Annotated in this window: 14 protein-coding genes and 1 pseudogene; 7 read left to right on the top strand and 8 right to left on the bottom strand. The window is 62.7% G+C overall.

Annotated elements, in window-relative coordinates; all coding sequences use genetic code 11:
* Positions 1 to 7 precede the first annotated feature (7 nt).
* Positions 8 to 3,619: a bifunctional proline dehydrogenase/L-glutamate gamma-semialdehyde dehydrogenase PutA gene (gene putA / locus NKH89_RS00780; RefSeq protein ID WP_352908313.1), complete on the bottom strand. Its 3,612-nt coding sequence runs from the start codon at positions 3,617 to 3,619 to the stop codon at positions 8 to 10.
* A 162-nt stretch (positions 3,620 to 3,781) separates the two neighbouring features.
* On the opposite strand from putA, the gene NKH89_RS00775 reads away from it, so the two are divergent.
* Positions 3,782 to 4,234, top strand: coding sequence for an Lrp/AsnC family transcriptional regulator (locus NKH89_RS00775; protein WP_023720000.1), 453 nt, complete (start codon positions 3,782 to 3,784; stop codon positions 4,232 to 4,234).
* A 132-nt stretch (positions 4,235 to 4,366) separates the two neighbouring features.
* Here the strand turns inward: NKH89_RS00775 and NKH89_RS00770 are convergent, their stop codons facing one another.
* From NKH89_RS00770 to NKH89_RS00760, 3 genes are all read right to left on the bottom strand, one after another.
* The gene (locus NKH89_RS00770; protein WP_031194293.1) at positions 4,367 to 4,567 is read right to left on the bottom strand and encodes a hypothetical protein; all 201 of its coding nucleotides are present in this window, start codon (positions 4,565 to 4,567) and stop codon (positions 4,367 to 4,369) included.
* A gap of 128 nt (positions 4,568 to 4,695) precedes the next feature.
* Complete coding sequence (locus tag NKH89_RS00765; protein WP_352908312.1) at positions 4,696 to 5,895, bottom strand: cytochrome-c peroxidase; 1,200 nt, start codon at positions 5,893 to 5,895, stop codon at positions 4,696 to 4,698.
* A 7-nt stretch (positions 5,896 to 5,902) separates the two neighbouring features.
* Positions 5,903 to 6,349, bottom strand: a complete 447-nt coding sequence (locus NKH89_RS00760; protein WP_352590225.1) for a FixH family protein — start codon at positions 6,347 to 6,349, stop codon at positions 5,903 to 5,905.
* Positions 6,350 to 6,507: 158 nt separating this feature from the next.
* On the opposite strand from NKH89_RS00760, the gene NKH89_RS00755 reads away from it, so the two are divergent.
* The gene (locus NKH89_RS00755; RefSeq protein WP_023719996.1) at positions 6,508 to 7,437 is read left to right on the top strand and encodes a sugar kinase; all 930 of its coding nucleotides are present in this window, start codon (positions 6,508 to 6,510) and stop codon (positions 7,435 to 7,437) included.
* On the opposite strand, the gene NKH89_RS00750 is transcribed toward NKH89_RS00755, so the two are convergent.
* From NKH89_RS00750 to NKH89_RS00740, 3 genes and pseudogenes are all read right to left on the bottom strand, one after another.
* The gene (locus NKH89_RS00750) at positions 7,430 to 8,431 is read right to left on the bottom strand and encodes an NADP-dependent oxidoreductase (protein WP_352495974.1); all 1,002 of its coding nucleotides are present in this window, start codon (positions 8,429 to 8,431) and stop codon (positions 7,430 to 7,432) included. The genes NKH89_RS00755 and NKH89_RS00750 overlap by 8 nt on opposite strands.
* A 90-nt stretch (positions 8,432 to 8,521) precedes the next feature.
* Positions 8,522 to 8,998 (bottom strand): annotated as a pseudogene (locus NKH89_RS00745) (alpha/beta fold hydrolase); the annotation flags it as partial.
* 62 nt (positions 8,999 to 9,060) lie between these two features.
* Entirely contained in the window at positions 9,061 to 9,876 is an 816-nt protein-coding gene (locus NKH89_RS00740) for an oxidoreductase (RefSeq protein ID WP_352495973.1), read from the bottom strand.
* Between the two features lie 105 nt (positions 9,877 to 9,981).
* On the opposite strand from NKH89_RS00740, the gene NKH89_RS00735 reads away from it, so the two are divergent.
* Positions 9,982 to 10,566 (top strand): TetR/AcrR family transcriptional regulator, encoded by a 585-nt coding sequence (locus NKH89_RS00735; protein WP_023719992.1) that lies wholly within the window; start codon positions 9,982 to 9,984, stop codon positions 10,564 to 10,566.
* 12 nt (positions 10,567 to 10,578) lie between these two features.
* On the opposite strand, the gene NKH89_RS00730 is transcribed toward NKH89_RS00735, so the two are convergent.
* Positions 10,579 to 11,577: a LacI family DNA-binding transcriptional regulator gene (locus NKH89_RS00730; protein WP_352908311.1), complete on the bottom strand. Its 999-nt coding sequence runs from the start codon at positions 11,575 to 11,577 to the stop codon at positions 10,579 to 10,581.
* A 197-nt stretch (positions 11,578 to 11,774) separates the two neighbouring features.
* Here NKH89_RS00730 and NKH89_RS00725 point away from each other — a divergent pair, with 197 nt between their 5' ends.
* The 4 genes from NKH89_RS00725 to NKH89_RS00710 all read left to right on the top strand — a co-directional run bounded on the left by NKH89_RS00725 (position 11,775) and on the right by NKH89_RS00710 (position 15,652).
* Complete coding sequence (locus NKH89_RS00725) at positions 11,775 to 12,815, top strand: ABC transporter substrate-binding protein (RefSeq protein ID WP_023719990.1); 1,041 nt, start codon at positions 11,775 to 11,777, stop codon at positions 12,813 to 12,815.
* Between the two features lie 131 nt (positions 12,816 to 12,946).
* Entirely contained in the window at positions 12,947 to 13,984 is a 1,038-nt protein-coding gene (locus NKH89_RS00720; RefSeq protein WP_023719989.1) for an ABC transporter ATP-binding protein, read from the top strand.
* Positions 13,981 to 14,868: an ABC transporter permease gene (locus NKH89_RS00715; protein ID WP_352908310.1), complete on the top strand. Its 888-nt coding sequence runs from the start codon at positions 13,981 to 13,983 to the stop codon at positions 14,866 to 14,868. The genes NKH89_RS00720 and NKH89_RS00715 overlap by 4 nt, the downstream gene beginning before the upstream one ends.
* Positions 14,861 to 15,652: an ABC transporter permease gene (locus NKH89_RS00710; RefSeq protein WP_023719987.1), complete on the top strand. Its 792-nt coding sequence runs from the start codon at positions 14,861 to 14,863 to the stop codon at positions 15,650 to 15,652. Before NKH89_RS00715 ends, NKH89_RS00710 begins: the two co-directional genes overlap by 8 nt.
* The last annotated feature ends 9 nt before the right edge of the window (positions 15,653 to 15,661 follow it).

Genomic DNA, 15,661 nt, shown 5'->3' with positions numbered 1-15,661 from the left:
GCGAAACCTACGCAGCGGCCAGCAGGCTGGCATTGCCGCCCGCCGCCGTGGTGTCGACGCAGACGGCGCGCTCGTGGGCGTAGGCGGCCGGATAATAGACTTCGCTGATCAGCGGCACGATCGGGCCGGCGCGCTCGGCGATGACCTTGCGCACGATGCGCGCGGCCTCGGGCGTGCCGGAAAAGGCCACGACATCGACCCGCAGCGAGCGCGCTTCGACCGGGTCCGGCCGGCCGTCGATGGCCGCCAGCGGCAGGCCCTTGCCGGTCAGCGCCGACAGCGCTGCCGGCGCGCCGGGTGCGACGGCGAGCACGGCATTGCCGGCGGCCAGCGCCTGGATCGTCTGCGCAAGCAGCGTATCCGCGTCGGGACCGAGGCAGAGCACGCGGCCGCGCGGCGACAGCGACAGCGTGTTGGCCTCACCGGTCGGCCCGGGCAGGTCGACCTGGCCGAAATCGATGCCGGCGGCAGTGCCGATAGCCGCGGCACCCTTGCCGCGCAGATGTTTCCTCAGGATGGCGACGCGATCCGGCCGCGTCGACCAGCCGCCAAAGGCCGGGTCCGGCAGATTGTCGGCGAGCTCGGTCGCCGTCACCTTGCGGCCTTCGGCAAGATGGGTGCCGGCTTCCGGCCCCTTGCGGAAGCGCCGGAGATAATGTGGCCCGCCGGCCTTCGGCCCGGTGCCGGAAAGGCCCTCGCCGCCGAACGGCTGCGCGCCGACGACGGCGCCGATCTGGTTGCGGTTGACGTAGATGTTGCCGGCATGGATGCCATCGACGAAATGCTGGGCGCGGCCTTCGATGCGGGTGTGCAGGCCAAAGGTCAGGCCATAGCCTTTGCGGTTGATCGCAGCGATCACCGCATCGATCTCGTCGGCATCGAAGGTGGCGACATGCAGCACCGGCCCGAACACCTCGCGCTCCAACTCCTCGATGCCCTTGACCCGAAAGACGTGCGGCGCAACGAAGCGGCCGTCCTTCGGCGCTTCAAGCTTGGCGATCAGCCGGCCCTGCAGGCCCATTTTGGTGCAATAGTCACGGATCGACGCTTGCGCCTCGTCATCGATGACCGGGCCGACATCGGTCGATATCCGCCACGGGTCGCCGAGGCTAAGCGCTTCCATCGCGCCTTTCAGCATCTCAAGCATCTTCTTCTCGACGTCCTTCTGCACGTAGAGAATGCGCAATGCCGAGCAGCGCTGGCCGGCGCTCTGGAAGGCGGAGGCGAGGATGTCGCGCACCGCCTGTTCGGGAAGTGCGGTGGAATCGACGATCATGGCGTTGAGGCCGCCGGTCTCGGCAATCAGCATGGCGTCAGGCACGGCGGTCTCGGCGAGCTGCTTTTCGATCAGCTTGGCGACATCGGTCGAGCCGGTGAAGCAGACGCCGGCAATGCGCGGGTCAGCGGTCAGCGGGCCGCCGACCGAGGGGCCGTCGCCGGGCAGAAGCTGGATGACGTCTTCCGGCACGCCGGCCTCGCGCAGCAGCTGGACAGCGCGGAAGGCGATCAGCGGCGTCTGTTCGGCTGGCTTGGCGATCACCGAATTGCCGGTGACCAGTGCCGCCGCAATCTGGCCGGTGAAGATGGCGAGCGGAAAATTCCACGGCGAGATGCAGGCGATGGCGCCGCGCGCCTCGGTGCCCGCCTCGGCATTGGCGGCCTCAGCCGCATAGTAGCGCAGGAAATCGACCGCCTCGCGCACCTCGGCAACGCCGTCGGCCAGCGATTTGCCAGCCTCGCGGGCGGCCAGCGCAAAGAACTCGACGGCGTTCGCCTCGTAGAGATCGGCCGTGCGGTTGAGGATGGCAGCGCGCTCGGCGACCGGCCGTCTTGCCCATGCCGGTTGTGCCTCGACGGCGATGCGCACGGCGGTCTCGACCTGCTTGGCGCCGGCCTCGCTGACCGTGCCGACCACTTCCGAAGGTTTTGCCGGATTGACGACCGGACGCTGCTTGCCGTAGCCGGCCGCGCGGCTGACCGGCTTGGCGTGCCAGCGCTCCGGCCCGGCGAACTCGGCCCTCGCCTTGTCGATCGCAGCCAGCGTCAGCGTGTCGGTGATATCGAAGCCCTTGGAATTGCGCCGGCCTGGACCGAAGATTGCCGACGGCGGCACGATCGCTGGATTGGCGGCGGGACCTTGTTTCTCCACCGTTTCGAGCGGGTCGCGGGCAATGTCCTCGGGCTCGACTTCCTCGTCGGTGAGCTGGTGGACAAAGGAGGAATTGGCGCCGTTTTCGAGCAGCCGGCGGACCAGATAGGCGAGCAGGTCGGAATGAGCACCGACCGGCGCATAGACGCGGCAGCGAGTGCCTTCGGCCCGCCGCACCGTCTCATGCAGCGCCTCGCCCATGCCATGCAGCCGCTGGAACTCGAACGTATCGCGCTCCGTCGTCATCGACAGAATCGCGGCGACGGTGTGGGCGTTGTGGGTGGCAAATTGCGGGTAGATGCGGTCGGTCATCGCCAACAGCTTCTTGGCGCAGGCCAGGTAGGAGACGTCGGTGTTGGCCTTGCGGGTAAAAACCGGATAGCCGTCGAGCCCGAGCGTCTGCGCCCGCTTGATCTCGGTGTCCCAATAGGCGCCCTTGACCAGCCGCACCATGATGCTGCGGTCGTATTTCCTGGCCAGAGCGTAGAGCCAGTCGATGACGAAGGCGGCGCGCGGTCCATAGGCCTGGACGACGACGCCAAAACCGTTCCAGCCGGCAAGCTCCGGCTCGGCCAACACCCGCTCGATGACGTCGAGCGACAAATCGAGGCGGTCGGCTTCCTCGGCGTCGATGTTGAGCCCCATGCGCGAATGGCGCGCCGCCAGCGCCAGCGACAACAGCCGCTCGGCCATCACCGGCAGCATCTTTTCTTTCTGGGTCACTTCATAGCGCGGATGCAGCGCCGACAGCTTGACCGAAATACCGTGGTTCTGGCGGATGTCGGGGCCGTTGGCGCCGGCATCGAGCGAAGAGATGGCTTCGGCATAGGCCTTGAGATAGCGCAGCGCGTCGGCCTCGGTGCGGGCCGCTTCGCCCAGCATGTCGAAGGAATAGAGATAGCCCTTCTGCGTCATCGGCCGGCCGCGCCTGACGGCCTCGGCGATGGTGCGGCCGAGCACGAACTGCTCGCCCATCTCGCGCATCGCGGCGGCGACTGCCTTGCGGATGACCGGCTCGCCCAGCCGGCGCACCATGGCGCGTAGCGTGCCTTCGATGCCGCCCTCGCCTTCGTCGAGCACGCGGCCGGTCAGCATCAGCGCCCAGGTCGATGCATTGATGAAGATCGAGCTCGAACCGCCCGAATGCGCCGACCAGTCGTGCGGCACAATCTTGTCGGCGATGAGGTCGTCCATCGTCTCGGTGTCGGGCACCCGCAGCAGCGCTTCGGCCAGGCACATCAGCGCCACGCCCTCCTTGGTCGAGAGGCCGTAGGCGGACAGGAACACTTCCATCAGCCGCGGATCGGACGAGCCGCGCACCGCCCGCACCAGATCGGCGGCACGGGCCGAAATCGCCTTGCGATCGTGCACGGACAGCCCGGCCGCCTCGGCCAGCCGCTTCACCGCCTGGTCTTCGTCGGGCAAATAATTGGCACGGATTTGCTGGCGGATGGTGTCGAGCGCTGGCATGGCGGTCCTGTAGAGCGAGCATAAGGAAGCGGGCCGGCGGTCACCGGACCGAATGGCGCAAGCTAACATAAGTAGGGATTTCGTCCGGTCCAAAGAAATCGACAGGACAGGTCGATTGATCTATCATTATGGCCAATCACCTCCAATTCGACCAGGAATCCGATGGCAGAAGACCAATTGGACCGCATCGACAGAAACATCCTGTCGGCCCTGGGCAGCAACGGCCGGCTTTCCATGTCAGAACTGGCGGCAAAAGTCGGCCTGTCGAAGACGCCGGTGCAGGCGCGGGTGAAGCGGCTGGAGAAGGACGGCTTTATCAGGGGCTACCAGGCGATCGTCGACCGCGAGCGCATGGGCGAAGGCCATGTCGCCTTCGTCCAGGTGAAACTGTCCGACACCCGCTCGGCCGCGCTCGACGCCTTCAACCGCGCCGTGCAGACGGTGCCGGAGATCGAGCAGTGCCACATGATGGCATCGAGCTTCGACTATCTGCTGAAGGTCCGCACCACCGACATCGCCGCCTACCGGCGCGTGCTCGGCGAACGCATCTCGGCCTTGCCGCACGTCGCCCAGACCTCGACCTTCGTGGCGATGGAGACGGTGAAGGATCGGTAGGCGCTCACTGATATCTCGTCAGCTCATCCGGCTCGTTCAAGACGCTCCTGAAATTGCTCCTCGATCGCCCTCAGGAAATGGTCGGACGTCGATGTCCATCCAAAGAGTATCTGCACGAGCGTAATCGAGGCGTCATGATTGCTCCTGGGTGCATCCGACGCGATGGGCGGTGGGGCGGACAGCCCGCTGAATCCCGGAAATGTCGATTCCGGCTCTGTCGAACATCCCGCCTTTCGAGCCGAAGTCATTCTGCATGTCCACGACGAGAACTGCGGTCTTGGCGGGGTCAATTGAAACAGGTTGAGGCTTGGCGTCGATTTCAAGTGGCTGCATTTTATCCTCCCACAGCCTGAGGTATCGCACTTTGCGCCTTGGTTATCGTGAGCAGCGACCCTGCATCGTGTCAACGTTATTTGGCGGCCCAAGACGGTGGTCCGCTCTTGTCGCACACAAACCCGGCCTCACTCCGCCAGCGTCTTCAAAAACGCCACCAGAGCCGCGCGTTCGCGGTCCGAAAGCTGCAGCGGGTGGATCTCGGATACACCTTCGACACTGGCCGGCGCCTTGGAATAATGCGCCACCACTTCGTCCAGCGAGGAAAACTGCCCGGCATGCATGTAGGGCGGCCGGGTGGCGGCACCGCGCAGCGACGGCGTCTTATACCCACGAATGAGTTCCGGCCCGGCCTTGACCATGAAGCGCAACTCGCGGCAGGCGCTGGCATCACCGTCGCGAAAGGTGCCGAAACAGTTGAACGGATCGGCCTCGACCTGCGCCACCGCGTCGACGCGGCCGCGATCCGGCAGCAGGCCCGCGACAGGCGGCACGCCGGTGTTGTGAAAACTGCCGTCGGTAAAACGCGGGCCATTGTGGCAGGTCACGCAATTGCCCTTGCCGATGAACAGCTTCAGGCCGAGGATTTCCTCCGGCGAAAAGACGGCGTCGCCTTGCGGCTCGGCGCCCACCGCAAGATCGGTAGCAAAACGGTCGAAGCGTGTCTGCGGCGGCGCGATCGAGCGCTCGAAGGCGGCGATCGCCTTGCCGATATTGGCAAAGACGCGATTGACCTCCTCGGCTTGCGCCTCCGGCATGGCGTTCCAGGCCGCCCTCTCGGCATCGGTGCCGAGCGGGCTGGCATTGGCCGGCACACCCGAAAGGTCCGGCAGCGGCCCGAAGATGCGCTCGTAGCGCTCGCCGAAACGGGCCTTGATGTAATGCGCGAAGGCGGCGCGGTTGCCGGCGTGCTCCAGCGGATTTTCGAGCGGCGTCAGTGCTTGCGCCCACAGGCTGTCGCGCCGCCCGTCCCAGAAGAACCAGGGATCATGCGCGACGCCGGCCAGCGGCATGGTACGCCGGTTGGTGCGGCCGACGCCGACCGCTTGCGGCAGGTCGTCCTGGAACTGGCGGTCGATCTTGTGGCAGGTCGAGCAGGATACGGTGCCGCCGCCGCTCATCCCGGTGTCGAAGAACAGCGTCGAACCGAGTGCCGCGGCGGCCGGCACGTCGGCAAAGCGATTGGTCGTGTCGGGCTTCAGCGGCGGCAGCTTGGACAGCGTCAATGAGGCGACGGTTTGCTTCTCGGCGTCGGAAAACTCCGGCCTGCCGCAGCCGGCGAGCACGGCCACCATCACCAACGCGAGAAGACTGGAAAACCGGCTCATCTATGGCTCACAGCACCACGTTGAAGACGACAGTGTCCGAACCGGCCGCGGCGGAAATAGCAAAATGCAACTGCCACCACCCGCTCATCGTGAATTTCACGCCGTCGATGCGATAGCGTCCTGCGCCGAGGTAATCGGTCGCCTGCGGGCTGGTCGGCAGACCGTGCTTGTGCTGCGGCATGCCGCCGGAAATCGTTATCGCAGCACCTTCCACCGGCGCACCCTCGACGGTTTTCAATGTGAGCAGCCAGGACTCCAGTTCGCCCTGCCGGATGACGCCTTTCTCGGGCTCGAAAGTCGCCACGAACAGCTTGTTCGCCGTCGTCCTTGAACGGCCGACGTCCGAGCTTGGTTGCGGCGCATGCGGCGCCGTCAGATAGACGACGGCCAGCACACCGGCGAGCAAGGCAGCCAGGCCGAAGCCTCCAAGAAGATAACGCCATAACGATGCCAAACCCATTCCTGTTCTGCGGATAACGATTCGCTGGGCAGATCGCGTCCCACGCCCCTGTGGGAAATCGCGCCCAGCGCAAGAATCCGCCGTCGCCAAGCATGGCGCTGCCGGCCGCAAAAAGCTACAGCACCGCAATTGCACGGATGGAGGAGTACTTCATGGCAGGAAACGGCGTCGCCTCGATCGGCGAGTGCATGCTCGAGCTTTCGGGCCAGGCCGGGCCGAACTGGCGCATGGGCTTTGCCGGCGACACGTTCAACACTTTATGGGCGCTGCATGCCTTGAGCGGCGAGCGGCCGGCGACCTATGTCTCGGCCTTCGGCGACGACCCGTTCTCGGGCGACCAGATCAAATTCCTCGCCGAAAACGGCATCGGCGTCGGCGCCAGCCCGGTGATAGCGGGCGCCCGCCCCGGCCTCTATGCGATCACGCTGACCGGCGCCGAACGTTCGTTCACCTATTGGCGGGCCGATGCGGCCGCGAGGCAGTTGGCTTCGGACCCAGCCGCTTTACAGAAAAGCCTTGAAAACCAGGCGCTGGTCTATTTTTCCGGAATCACTTTGGCAATCCTCGACGAGGGTGCGCGCAAGGTACTGCTGACGGCCGTGGCCAAGGCGCGCGCGGCCGGCTCGCTGATCGCCTTCGATCCCAATTACCGGCCGCGGCTGTGGCGCCAAAGCGAGGAAGCGCAGGCCGCGATCCTCGAGGCGCTCGCCGTCGCCGACATCGCGCTACCCACCTTTCCCGACGAACAGATGCTGTTTGGTGATACGACACCGCAGGAAACAGCCGAACGGCTGCGAAAGCTGGTCGGCGAGGTCGTCGTCAAGAACGGCGAGGAACCGGCGCTGATCGCGCAAAACGGAACCTTGCAAACCGTGCCGGCGGTACACGTCGCCACCCCGGTCGACACCACCGGCGCCGGCGACTCCTTCAATGGCGCCTATCTCGCCGCCCGCCTTGCCGGCCATGCGCCGACTGAGGCGGTGCAGCGCGCCCATCGCGTCGCCGCCGCCGTCGTACAGGTGCGCGGCGCCCTGGCGCCGTTCGAGACGCTCAGGGCTGCGTTCGAGGCAACTGCTATCTGACCTTGATGACGACCTTGCCCTTGGCGCGTCCTGTTTCGACATAGGCCAGAGCCTCATTGGTCGCTTCGAATGGAAAGACCCGATCCAGAACCGGGCGGATCGCGCCGGATTCGATTAGGGAGGTGATTTTGCTCAGCTGATCGCCCTGCGCCCACATGAAAAGGAACGAAAACTGCACGGCACGGCGCTTGGCTTTGGCCCGAATTCCGCGGCTCAGGAAGCGCAGCACCAGCCTCAGCATAAAATTCAGTCCCTTTTCCCTGGCAAACTCGGAATCCGGTGGACCCGAGATGGAGATGAGCTTGCCACCCGGTTTCAGCACGCTCAGGGATTTTTCGAGCGTCTTGGCGTCCTGGCTGTTCAAGACGACATCGTAGCCCGACAGAACCTTCTCGAAGTCTTCTTGCCTGTAGTCGACGACAACATCGGCGCCGAGACTTTTCACCAGATCGGCACTCGACGCGCTCGCGGTTGTCGCAACGGTCGCGCCGAGGTGCTTGGCCAACTGAATAGCGAATGTTCCCACGCCCCCGGAACCAGCCTGGATGAAGACCTTCTGTCCCTTCTTCAGGTTTGCCCTGTCGATAAGCGTCTGCCAGGCGGTGAGACCGACCAGGGGAATCGAGGCCGCCTCTTCCATGCTGAGATTCTCAGGCTTCAAGGCCACATCGGCTTCATCCATGGCGATGAACTCGGCGAATGTCCCAATCCGGCCATCGCGCGGCCGCGCATAGACATCGTCGCCGGCCTTGAACTTGCGGACTTTCGATCCCACGCGGATAACCTTCCCAGCCACGTCATGGCCCAGGATGAAGGGCCGGCGATAGGGCAGGATGAGCTTGAATTCTCCGGTTCTGACCTTGGAATCGAGCAGGTTCACCCCTGCGGCATGAACCTCGACCAGGACATCGCTGTCCTGGAGCTGCGGCTCCGGCATTTCGGCCAGCCGCAGAAGGCCCTTTTTATTATATTTATCGACAACGAATGCCTTCATGGCAGTTACTTTCTAAGAATGTCTGTTGGTGTTCCGCGACAAAACAAGCCGAACGTTTTCAGTTGCATGGCCGCCCTGCGGCAAGACCTCAGCCTCGAGGAAGGACAGGGCTTTCGGGACGAAATCGGCGTAGTTCTGAACTACCCCGCCATGCCCGGCATCCGGATAGATAACCAGATGCGCCCCTGGGATACGCCCGGCGAGATCGTAGGTATTGCTGCTCGGCACCATCCTGTCCTGGTCGCCATTCGCAACCAAAGTGGGAATGCGGATAGCGCTCAGGTCTTGCGGCGCCTGGAGTCCGTAGGCCTTGATCGCCTTGAGTTGCGCGCCGAAGGCGCTCAGCGATACCGCCTTGTCCCGGTTGGACCGGCGCTCTTTCAGCCGTTGCAGAAATGCGTTTGCGGCGCGGCGCCCATTCGGCGTCGTTGTGAAGAAGAGATAGTATTTCGGATCCCGCAAAGTCAGCGCGCCCTTGATCATGTCCACGATCGTCAGCGGCGTCACCTTGTCGATGCCTTCGCCACCGGCCGGCCCCTTGCCAGCCAGGATGAGTTTGCGCACAAGGGCCTGACCAAATGTGTTGTGGTTGCTAGTCGCATATGCGCGAAATCCCCTGGCTCTGTTGTTCAGACCGGCAAGCGGAACTGCTTGCGCAGGCTCTTGTCGAACATCCCCGCGGGGGCAAAGCGGCGCAGCAGGCTGACCTGGCGCGCTGCCTTGCCAGCGGTGTAACGCCGTCGCGGACGGGCATCGGTCGCCGCCTTGACGACCACATTCGCCACCACTTCCGGCCGATCGGCTATCGGCATCACATCGCCCAGCAACGCCTTGAGCCCGGCTCGAGCCCGATCGTATTCCTTCAACAGCGAATCCGGCTCGATGCCGTTCTGGTCGAAGACGGTGCGGACGAATGCCGGCTCGATGACGGAAACGCGGACGTTGAAGGCGCGCACCTCGTGGTCGAGCGATTCCGAATAGCCTTCGAGCGCGTGCTTGACTGCCGAATAATGCGCTGAGTATGGCGCGGGTACCAATCCCAGAATGGAGCCGATATTGATGATGCGCCCTTGGCCGCGCCGCCGCATCGACGGCAACACTGCGTTGGTCATCCGCATGACGCCGAACAGATTGACGTCGAACAGGGCTTGTACCTGTGCGACCGAGGATTCCTCGGCACCCCCTAGCAGGCCGACACCGGCATTGTTGACCAGGAGATCGATCCGGCCGGTCTGCGCGAGCACGGTGGCAACGAGCGCAGTGACGGCCGCATCATCGGTCACGTCGCATGCCAGCATGGTCACCCCTTCCGGGCCATTACTGGTCTTGCGGCGACTTGTGCCAAAGACAGTGAACCCCGCCCGCGCCAAGGCCTCGGCGCTGGCGCGGCCAATGCCCGAGGAGGCTCCGGTCACGATTGCGGTTTTTTCAGAATTCCCATTCATTTTTGATGTTCCAGGTTCGAGAGGTCTAGCTTATTTCCACGAATTGAATTATGGTCGTAATATCAGATTATGAGCATAATGCAATAGCAGGGCAGGAAAGAAGACATGCGCTACGAAAAGGGCCGAAAAGACGCGTCACGCAGCCGGATCATGGAGGTCGCCGCCGAACGTTTTCGATCTGACGGCATCGCGGCGTCCGGGCTGGCGACCATCATGAGCGACGCCGGGCTGACGAACGGGGCCTTCTATCCGCACTTTCAGTCCAAGGCGGAGCTCGTCCGTGAAAGCGTGGCGGCGGCCCTGGACGCGCAGTCGCAGCAAGTGCAGGAAGCGTTGGCCGCCGGCGGTCCGGAAATGGCCATAGGGGCATATCTATCGGCCGAGCACCGGGACAATCCTGGAAAGGGCTGCGCTTCGGCCGCGCTACTGCCGGAAATAGCGCGGCAGCCGCCTGAAACGCGGGCCCTCTATGCCGAACGCGCCCAATCCCTGGTGCGTCAGATAGCCGACGCTCTGCCGCCGACCAATGATCCAGAGGGCGTTGCGTTGGGTGTGTTTGCAACGCTCATCGGCGCGCTTCAACTGGCCCGCGCCCTGGAAGGGACGGAATTGTCGGATCGCATCCTTGCAGCGGGAGCAGCTGCCGCAAAGGCGCTGATCCGGCCGGTTCAAGACGAGGTGGCCCCCTGACGGCAGCCCGGACTATTCGGCCGGCTCGAATCTGCCTTGCACCAAGACTGTCTCCACCGGCCCAAGCGGATTGATGATCTGGCTCTCCAGGACTTCGATAAGTTTGCGTCCAACACCCGCCATATCCACGGAATGAACTCCGATCTTTGCCGGCAGGAAACGTGCCAGCCGCGTGCTGTCACGGGTGACGATGTGGACGTCGCGGCCTGGTGTAAGACCCCGCTTGCCGAGGGCGTGCAACGCTCCCAGAAGGCCCAGTTCGTTGGCGCACGCCAAGCCCGTCGGCGGATCTGATGACGCCAGCAAGCGATCGAACCAGCCTGCGCTCGATTCCATGGTGAACATGCCATGACCGATCAGCGATTGGTCGATCGGAATACCGGCCTCGGCCATTGCCCTTCCATACCCGGAAAGACGCATGGCACTCGCTTGGTCCTCCGGAACGAGAAGTTGCAGCGCAATGCGTCGACAGCCCTTATCCATGAGCCGCCGGGTCGCCTCGTAGGCAATCTGTTCATTGTCGACATCGACATAAGGATACGCGATATCCAGGTCGGTTCTTCCAAACGCGACGAATGGCATGCGTTTATCCAGCAGCAGCTTGACGCGCGGATCAGCCGACACCAGGCGTGTGATGATCAGGCCGTCTGCGCTGCGCGCCTGGAGCTGCCGCTCCACACTCTCGACGGGATCGTCGTCGGGAGTGGTGGAATAGATGGACAGACTATAACCGGCTTGCCGCGCCGCCAGCGTCATGCCTTCGATTAAAGGAAGCTTCAACAGATCGGACAGATGATCTCGTGTCTCCATCGGGAGTACTGCCGTCAGCGTCTGCGTTCGACCGGTTTTGAGCGCGCGACCATGATGATTTGGTAAATAGCCGACCCGCTTAGCCGCCTCCTTGACGCGGGCTATGGTCGAGGGCTGCACTTCCGGCCCATCCTTCAGAGCGCGGGATACCGTGGTCACCGAGAGGGAAAGTTCCGCCGCGATCTGCTTTAGATTGGCCATTGTTCGCCCGACTTCGTTTGCGAAAGCGCCGGCTGATTTTGCTGACCGCCAACGTTACCGGATTCGACATCCCGGTCAATCCAAACTCCCGCAGGAAGCAGCTTGACTCCAGCGCATTCAGATGCAATCGTAACGTTACGATTACAAAATAATGGCACTTTTGAGCGACATTTGGATAAAGTTGGGGAGGAGAACCTATGTCCTGGCTACGCATTTCCTTAACAGCATTCGCAATCTCGGCTGCCTTGCCCGTCCATGCGCAAACAGTCACCATCACGACCGCAGGAGGCGATTATGGCAACGCCATGAAGGAAGCCATGTGGGGGCCTGCTGCAAAAGAGCTCGGCTATGATGTCCGCGAGGAGACCCTAAGCGACGGCCTGGCCGCCTTGAAGATGCAGGTCACATCGGGTGCGGTCACGACCGACGTCATTCACCTGGGCTCACCGGAAGGTGCCCAGGCGGCCGCACAATCGCTGCTTGAGCCACTCGACTACAAGATCATCGATCCGAAATCCGTGCCGGAGGGTGCGAAGTCCGACTACTGCTATCCGTTCGACTCCTACGGCACCGTCATGTCGTGGAACACCAAGACCTATGGCCAGAACCCGCCGAAGACGTGGGCGGAATTCTGGGATGTTGCCAAATTTTCTGGCCGGCGCGCGTTGCGCGCCAATGCGCAAGACTCGATCGAGATCGCGCTTCTCTCCGATGGCGTGGCACCCGCGGACGTCTATTCCGTGCTCAGCACGCCGGAAGGGCTAGAGCGCGCCATCAACCGGCTTGAAGCGATCAAACCAAATGTCGCCGTGTGGTGGACCTCGGGAGCTCAGTCCGCGCAGTTGCTGAAAGATGGTGAGGCGGATTTGGTCATTACCTGGAACGGACGGGCTCAAACCGTGAAAGCAGATGGCGGCGCGGCTGACTACACGTTCAAGGGTTCGGTCATCGGCACGGACTGCCTTGGGGTGCCGAAGGGAGCGCCGAACAAGGAAGCCGCGATGAAGCTCATCGCAGCGATGACGCAGCCTGCGCGAGTTGCGAAGCTGACCGATTTCATTGCCTACGGCCCAGTCAATCCTGCGGCATATGAGGGTGGCCTTATTCCCGAGGACCGTCTGAAGACCCTTGCGACCGCGCCTGAAAATGCTGGCACGTCGGTGTTTTCGAATTCAGAATGGTGGGTCAAGAATGGCGAGGCTGCCCAAAGAGCCTTCGATGAAATGATGGCCCGCTGACTCTCAGCTCTAATGCATATCGCGCAAAAGTGTGCAGCGGTTTTGCGACAACAACATGCATGAAAACAAGAACCTAAAGCGTGTCGCGTGAGGCCGGTCGAAGGCGACGCGCCTTAAGGCTGGAGCACATGATGAAGTCGCTCGCGATCACCATCGAAAGCGTGCACAAGGCTTATGGATCCTACGTCGCACTGGATGATGTTTCGCTCGACATTCAGGCTGGCGAATTCCTCACGCTGCTAGGGCCATCGGGATCGGGCAAGACCACGTTACTCATGGCTCTGGCCGGTTTTGTCCGGCCGGATTCCGGTAAACTTCTCTTGGGCGATCGAGACATCACCCGCCTGCCGCCCAACAAACGAGACATTGGCATAGTATTCCAGAATTACGCCCTGTTTCCCCACATGAATGTCCTGGCGAACGTCGCGTATCCGCTGGTGCTGCGCAAGATACCGAGAGCGGAGGCGCGTCAGCGGGCGCTTGATACCTTGGCCCGCGTGAAGCTGGATGGCCTGGCGGAGCGCAATGTTGCCGCACTATCCGGCGGCCAACGTCAACGGGTGGCATTGGCGCGGGCTATCGTCTTCGAACCGCGCGTGATGTTGATGGACGAGCCGCTGTCGGCGCTCGACAAGAATCTGCGCGAGACCATGCAGTATGAGATCCGGCGCCTGCATGATCATCTAAGGATCACCACAATCTATGTGACCCATGACCAGCGCGAAGCGCTGATTATGTCTGACCGGATTGCGGTGATGAACTCTGGCCGCATCCAGCAGATAGATACGCCGCAGCGGATTTATGATCGTCCATCGACCCGCTTCGTCGCGGAGTTCATGGGCGAGGCTAACATTGTGGCGCCAGGCTCAGCACGCAGAATCGACGGCGCCGAACCATCACGCGAAACTCTGATGATCCGCGCCGAAAGCTTCCATCTTGATGCGAAGCTCGTCGGGGGAAACGGAGTGGCTCTCGAAGGAATACTGCGCGCCAAAGCGTTCCGCGGCGAAAACTGGCTTTTGACGCTGGCGCTTGACGGTGGGCAAGAGGTTCTTGTCTGCATTCCGGCAGCGCTGGCCGGCGGCTGCGCCGAGCTTGCCGCCGGTCAGCGGATGACCGCATATGCACCAGCAGCGAAGGTTCACGCCATACCGGGAGCGACGGCGTGACCGTCGTCCGGGATCCGGCGCTCGCTGCGGATGCACGGCGCGAGCGGCGGTTTTTTCTTTCACTTTCGCTCCCGGCGCTGTTCATCGTTGGGCTGGCGGCGATACTGCCCATCCTTTGGATCATCCGGCAGTCCTTCCTGACCACCGCGGGTGAGTACACCGTGGGCAATTACCAGAAGGCCCTTTCAAGCGGACTGACATGGTCGGCGCTCGTCACGACCCTCGAACTGTCCCTGGGTACGCTGGCGGCCTGCATTCTTCTCGGCACCCCCCTGGCGCTGGCTCTGGCCAGCGTCAGACCAAGGGTGGCCAACGTGCTGATGGCGTTCGTCATGCTGCCGCTGTGGACCTCCATTCTGGTGCGTACCTATGGTTGGCTCGTGCTCTTGCGGCGCGATGGCCTGATCAACGCGGCTTTGACCGGTTCAGGCCTGACGGCGGAGCCATTGCCGCTGGTCTACAACTTCACCGGAACGCTCATCGGCATGGTGCACTACATGCTGCCGCTCTTTCTGCTGCCGGTTTATGCTGCGATGCGCGATATCGACCCAAATCTCATTCGCGCGGCGGCGAGCATGGGAGCCACTCTCAGGCAGGTCATCCGCACGGTCATTTTGCCGCTATCGGCGGGCGGCATCTTCTCGGGTTCGATCATCGTCCTCATCTACGCCATAGGTTTTTTCATCACGCCGGCGGTGCTTGGCGGCGGCAAGGTAAATCCTCTCTCTACCCGGATCGAGCGTACACTATCGACCTTTCAGGACTGGGGGTCGGCGAGCGTCCTGGGCATTCTGCTCCTCGTTCTTATGGCGCTGATCGGTGTGATGTTGCTGGCGGCACGCCGCCTGGTGGCCCAGAACACAGTGGAAGCCCCCCATGCTTGAAGCCTATCCGCAAAACAGGCTCGCCCGCATTTTGCTCTGGAGCTTTGCCGCTCTTGTCATGGCATTTCTGATGCTGCCAACGCTCGTGGTGGTGCCGCTTTCCTTTTCGGCGTCGAATCTCCTCGAGTTTCCGCCGCACGCCTACTCGTTGCGTTGGTATGAGAACTTCTTCGGCTCGGCAACGTGGATGGCTGCGCTCAGAACGAGTTTGATCCTTGGGACATTGACGGCGTTGATCGCGGTGCCGTTTGCGCTGCTCGCCTGCATTTCAATGAATCGGCTAGGCGGAAAAACCGCTGCGATCATCCAGAGCGTCCTGCTAACCCCCTCGATCACCCCGGGTATCCTGCTTGCGATCGGTCTCTTCTTTGTCTTGGCTGCACAACATCTGATCGGAACGCTATTCGGTGTGCTGGTCGGACATGTGGTGCTGGCCGTTCCGGTCGCCTGCATTGTGTTGCTGCCGGCTCTCGCCCGCTTTGACTGGAACCAGGTCCAGGCGGCGCGCAGCCTCGGTGCAAACTGGGCCAGAGCCATTGGCGGAATAATCGTTCCGCAACTTCGGATCAGCTTGCTGTCGGCGACATTGATGGCGTTCCTGACTTCGCTCGACGAGTCTGTGATTTCGATCTTCATCGCAAGCGGTCGCAACAGCACGATGCCGAAGCTTATGTTCCTGTCGCTGCGCGATCAGATCGATCCGACCATTGCGGCGATCTCGACATTGTGGACCGTCATCGTGGTGGCCGTGGTCCTGATTGTGACCCTTCGCCAAAAATCCTGACCGAGACTG

It is taken from the genome of Mesorhizobium sp. M0923, from assembly GCF_040319365.1.
GTDB lineage: Bacteria > Pseudomonadota > Alphaproteobacteria > Rhizobiales > Rhizobiaceae > Mesorhizobium.
This window is presented reverse-complemented; position numbering and strand designations above follow the sequence as displayed.

What these genes read in the sequence shown, in the direction of transcription:
- putA (WP_352908313.1), bottom strand. Translation starts at nt 3,619, where the DNA reads ATGCCAGCGCTCGACACCATCCGCCAGCAAATCCGTGCCAATTATTTG.
- NKH89_RS00775 (WP_023720000.1), top strand. Translation starts at nt 3,782, where the DNA reads ATGGCAGAAGACCAATTGGACCGCATCGACAGAAACATCCTGTCGGCC.
- NKH89_RS00770 (WP_031194293.1), bottom strand. Translation starts at nt 4,567, where the DNA reads ATGCAGCCACTTGAAATCGACGCCAAGCCTCAACCTGTTTCAATTGAC.
- NKH89_RS00765 (WP_352908312.1), bottom strand. Translation starts at nt 5,895, where the DNA reads ATGAGCCGGTTTTCCAGTCTTCTCGCGTTGGTGATGGTGGCCGTGCTC.
- NKH89_RS00755 (WP_023719996.1), top strand. Translation starts at nt 6,508, where the DNA reads ATGGCAGGAAACGGCGTCGCCTCGATCGGCGAGTGCATGCTCGAGCTT.
- NKH89_RS00750 (WP_352495974.1), bottom strand. Translation starts at nt 8,431, where the DNA reads ATGAAGGCATTCGTTGTCGATAAATATAATAAAAAGGGCCTTCTGCGG.
- NKH89_RS00740 (WP_352495973.1), bottom strand. Translation starts at nt 9,876, where the DNA reads ATGAATGGGAATTCTGAAAAAACCGCAATCGTGACCGGAGCCTCCTCG.
- NKH89_RS00735 (WP_023719992.1), top strand. Translation starts at nt 9,982, where the DNA reads ATGCGCTACGAAAAGGGCCGAAAAGACGCGTCACGCAGCCGGATCATG.
- NKH89_RS00730 (WP_352908311.1), bottom strand. Translation starts at nt 11,577, where the DNA reads ATGGCCAATCTAAAGCAGATCGCGGCGGAACTTTCCCTCTCGGTGACC.
- NKH89_RS00725 (WP_023719990.1), top strand. Translation starts at nt 11,775, where the DNA reads ATGTCCTGGCTACGCATTTCCTTAACAGCATTCGCAATCTCGGCTGCC.
- NKH89_RS00720 (WP_023719989.1), top strand. Translation starts at nt 12,947, where the DNA reads ATGAAGTCGCTCGCGATCACCATCGAAAGCGTGCACAAGGCTTATGGA.
- NKH89_RS00710 (WP_023719987.1), top strand. Translation starts at nt 14,861, where the DNA reads ATGCTTGAAGCCTATCCGCAAAACAGGCTCGCCCGCATTTTGCTCTGG.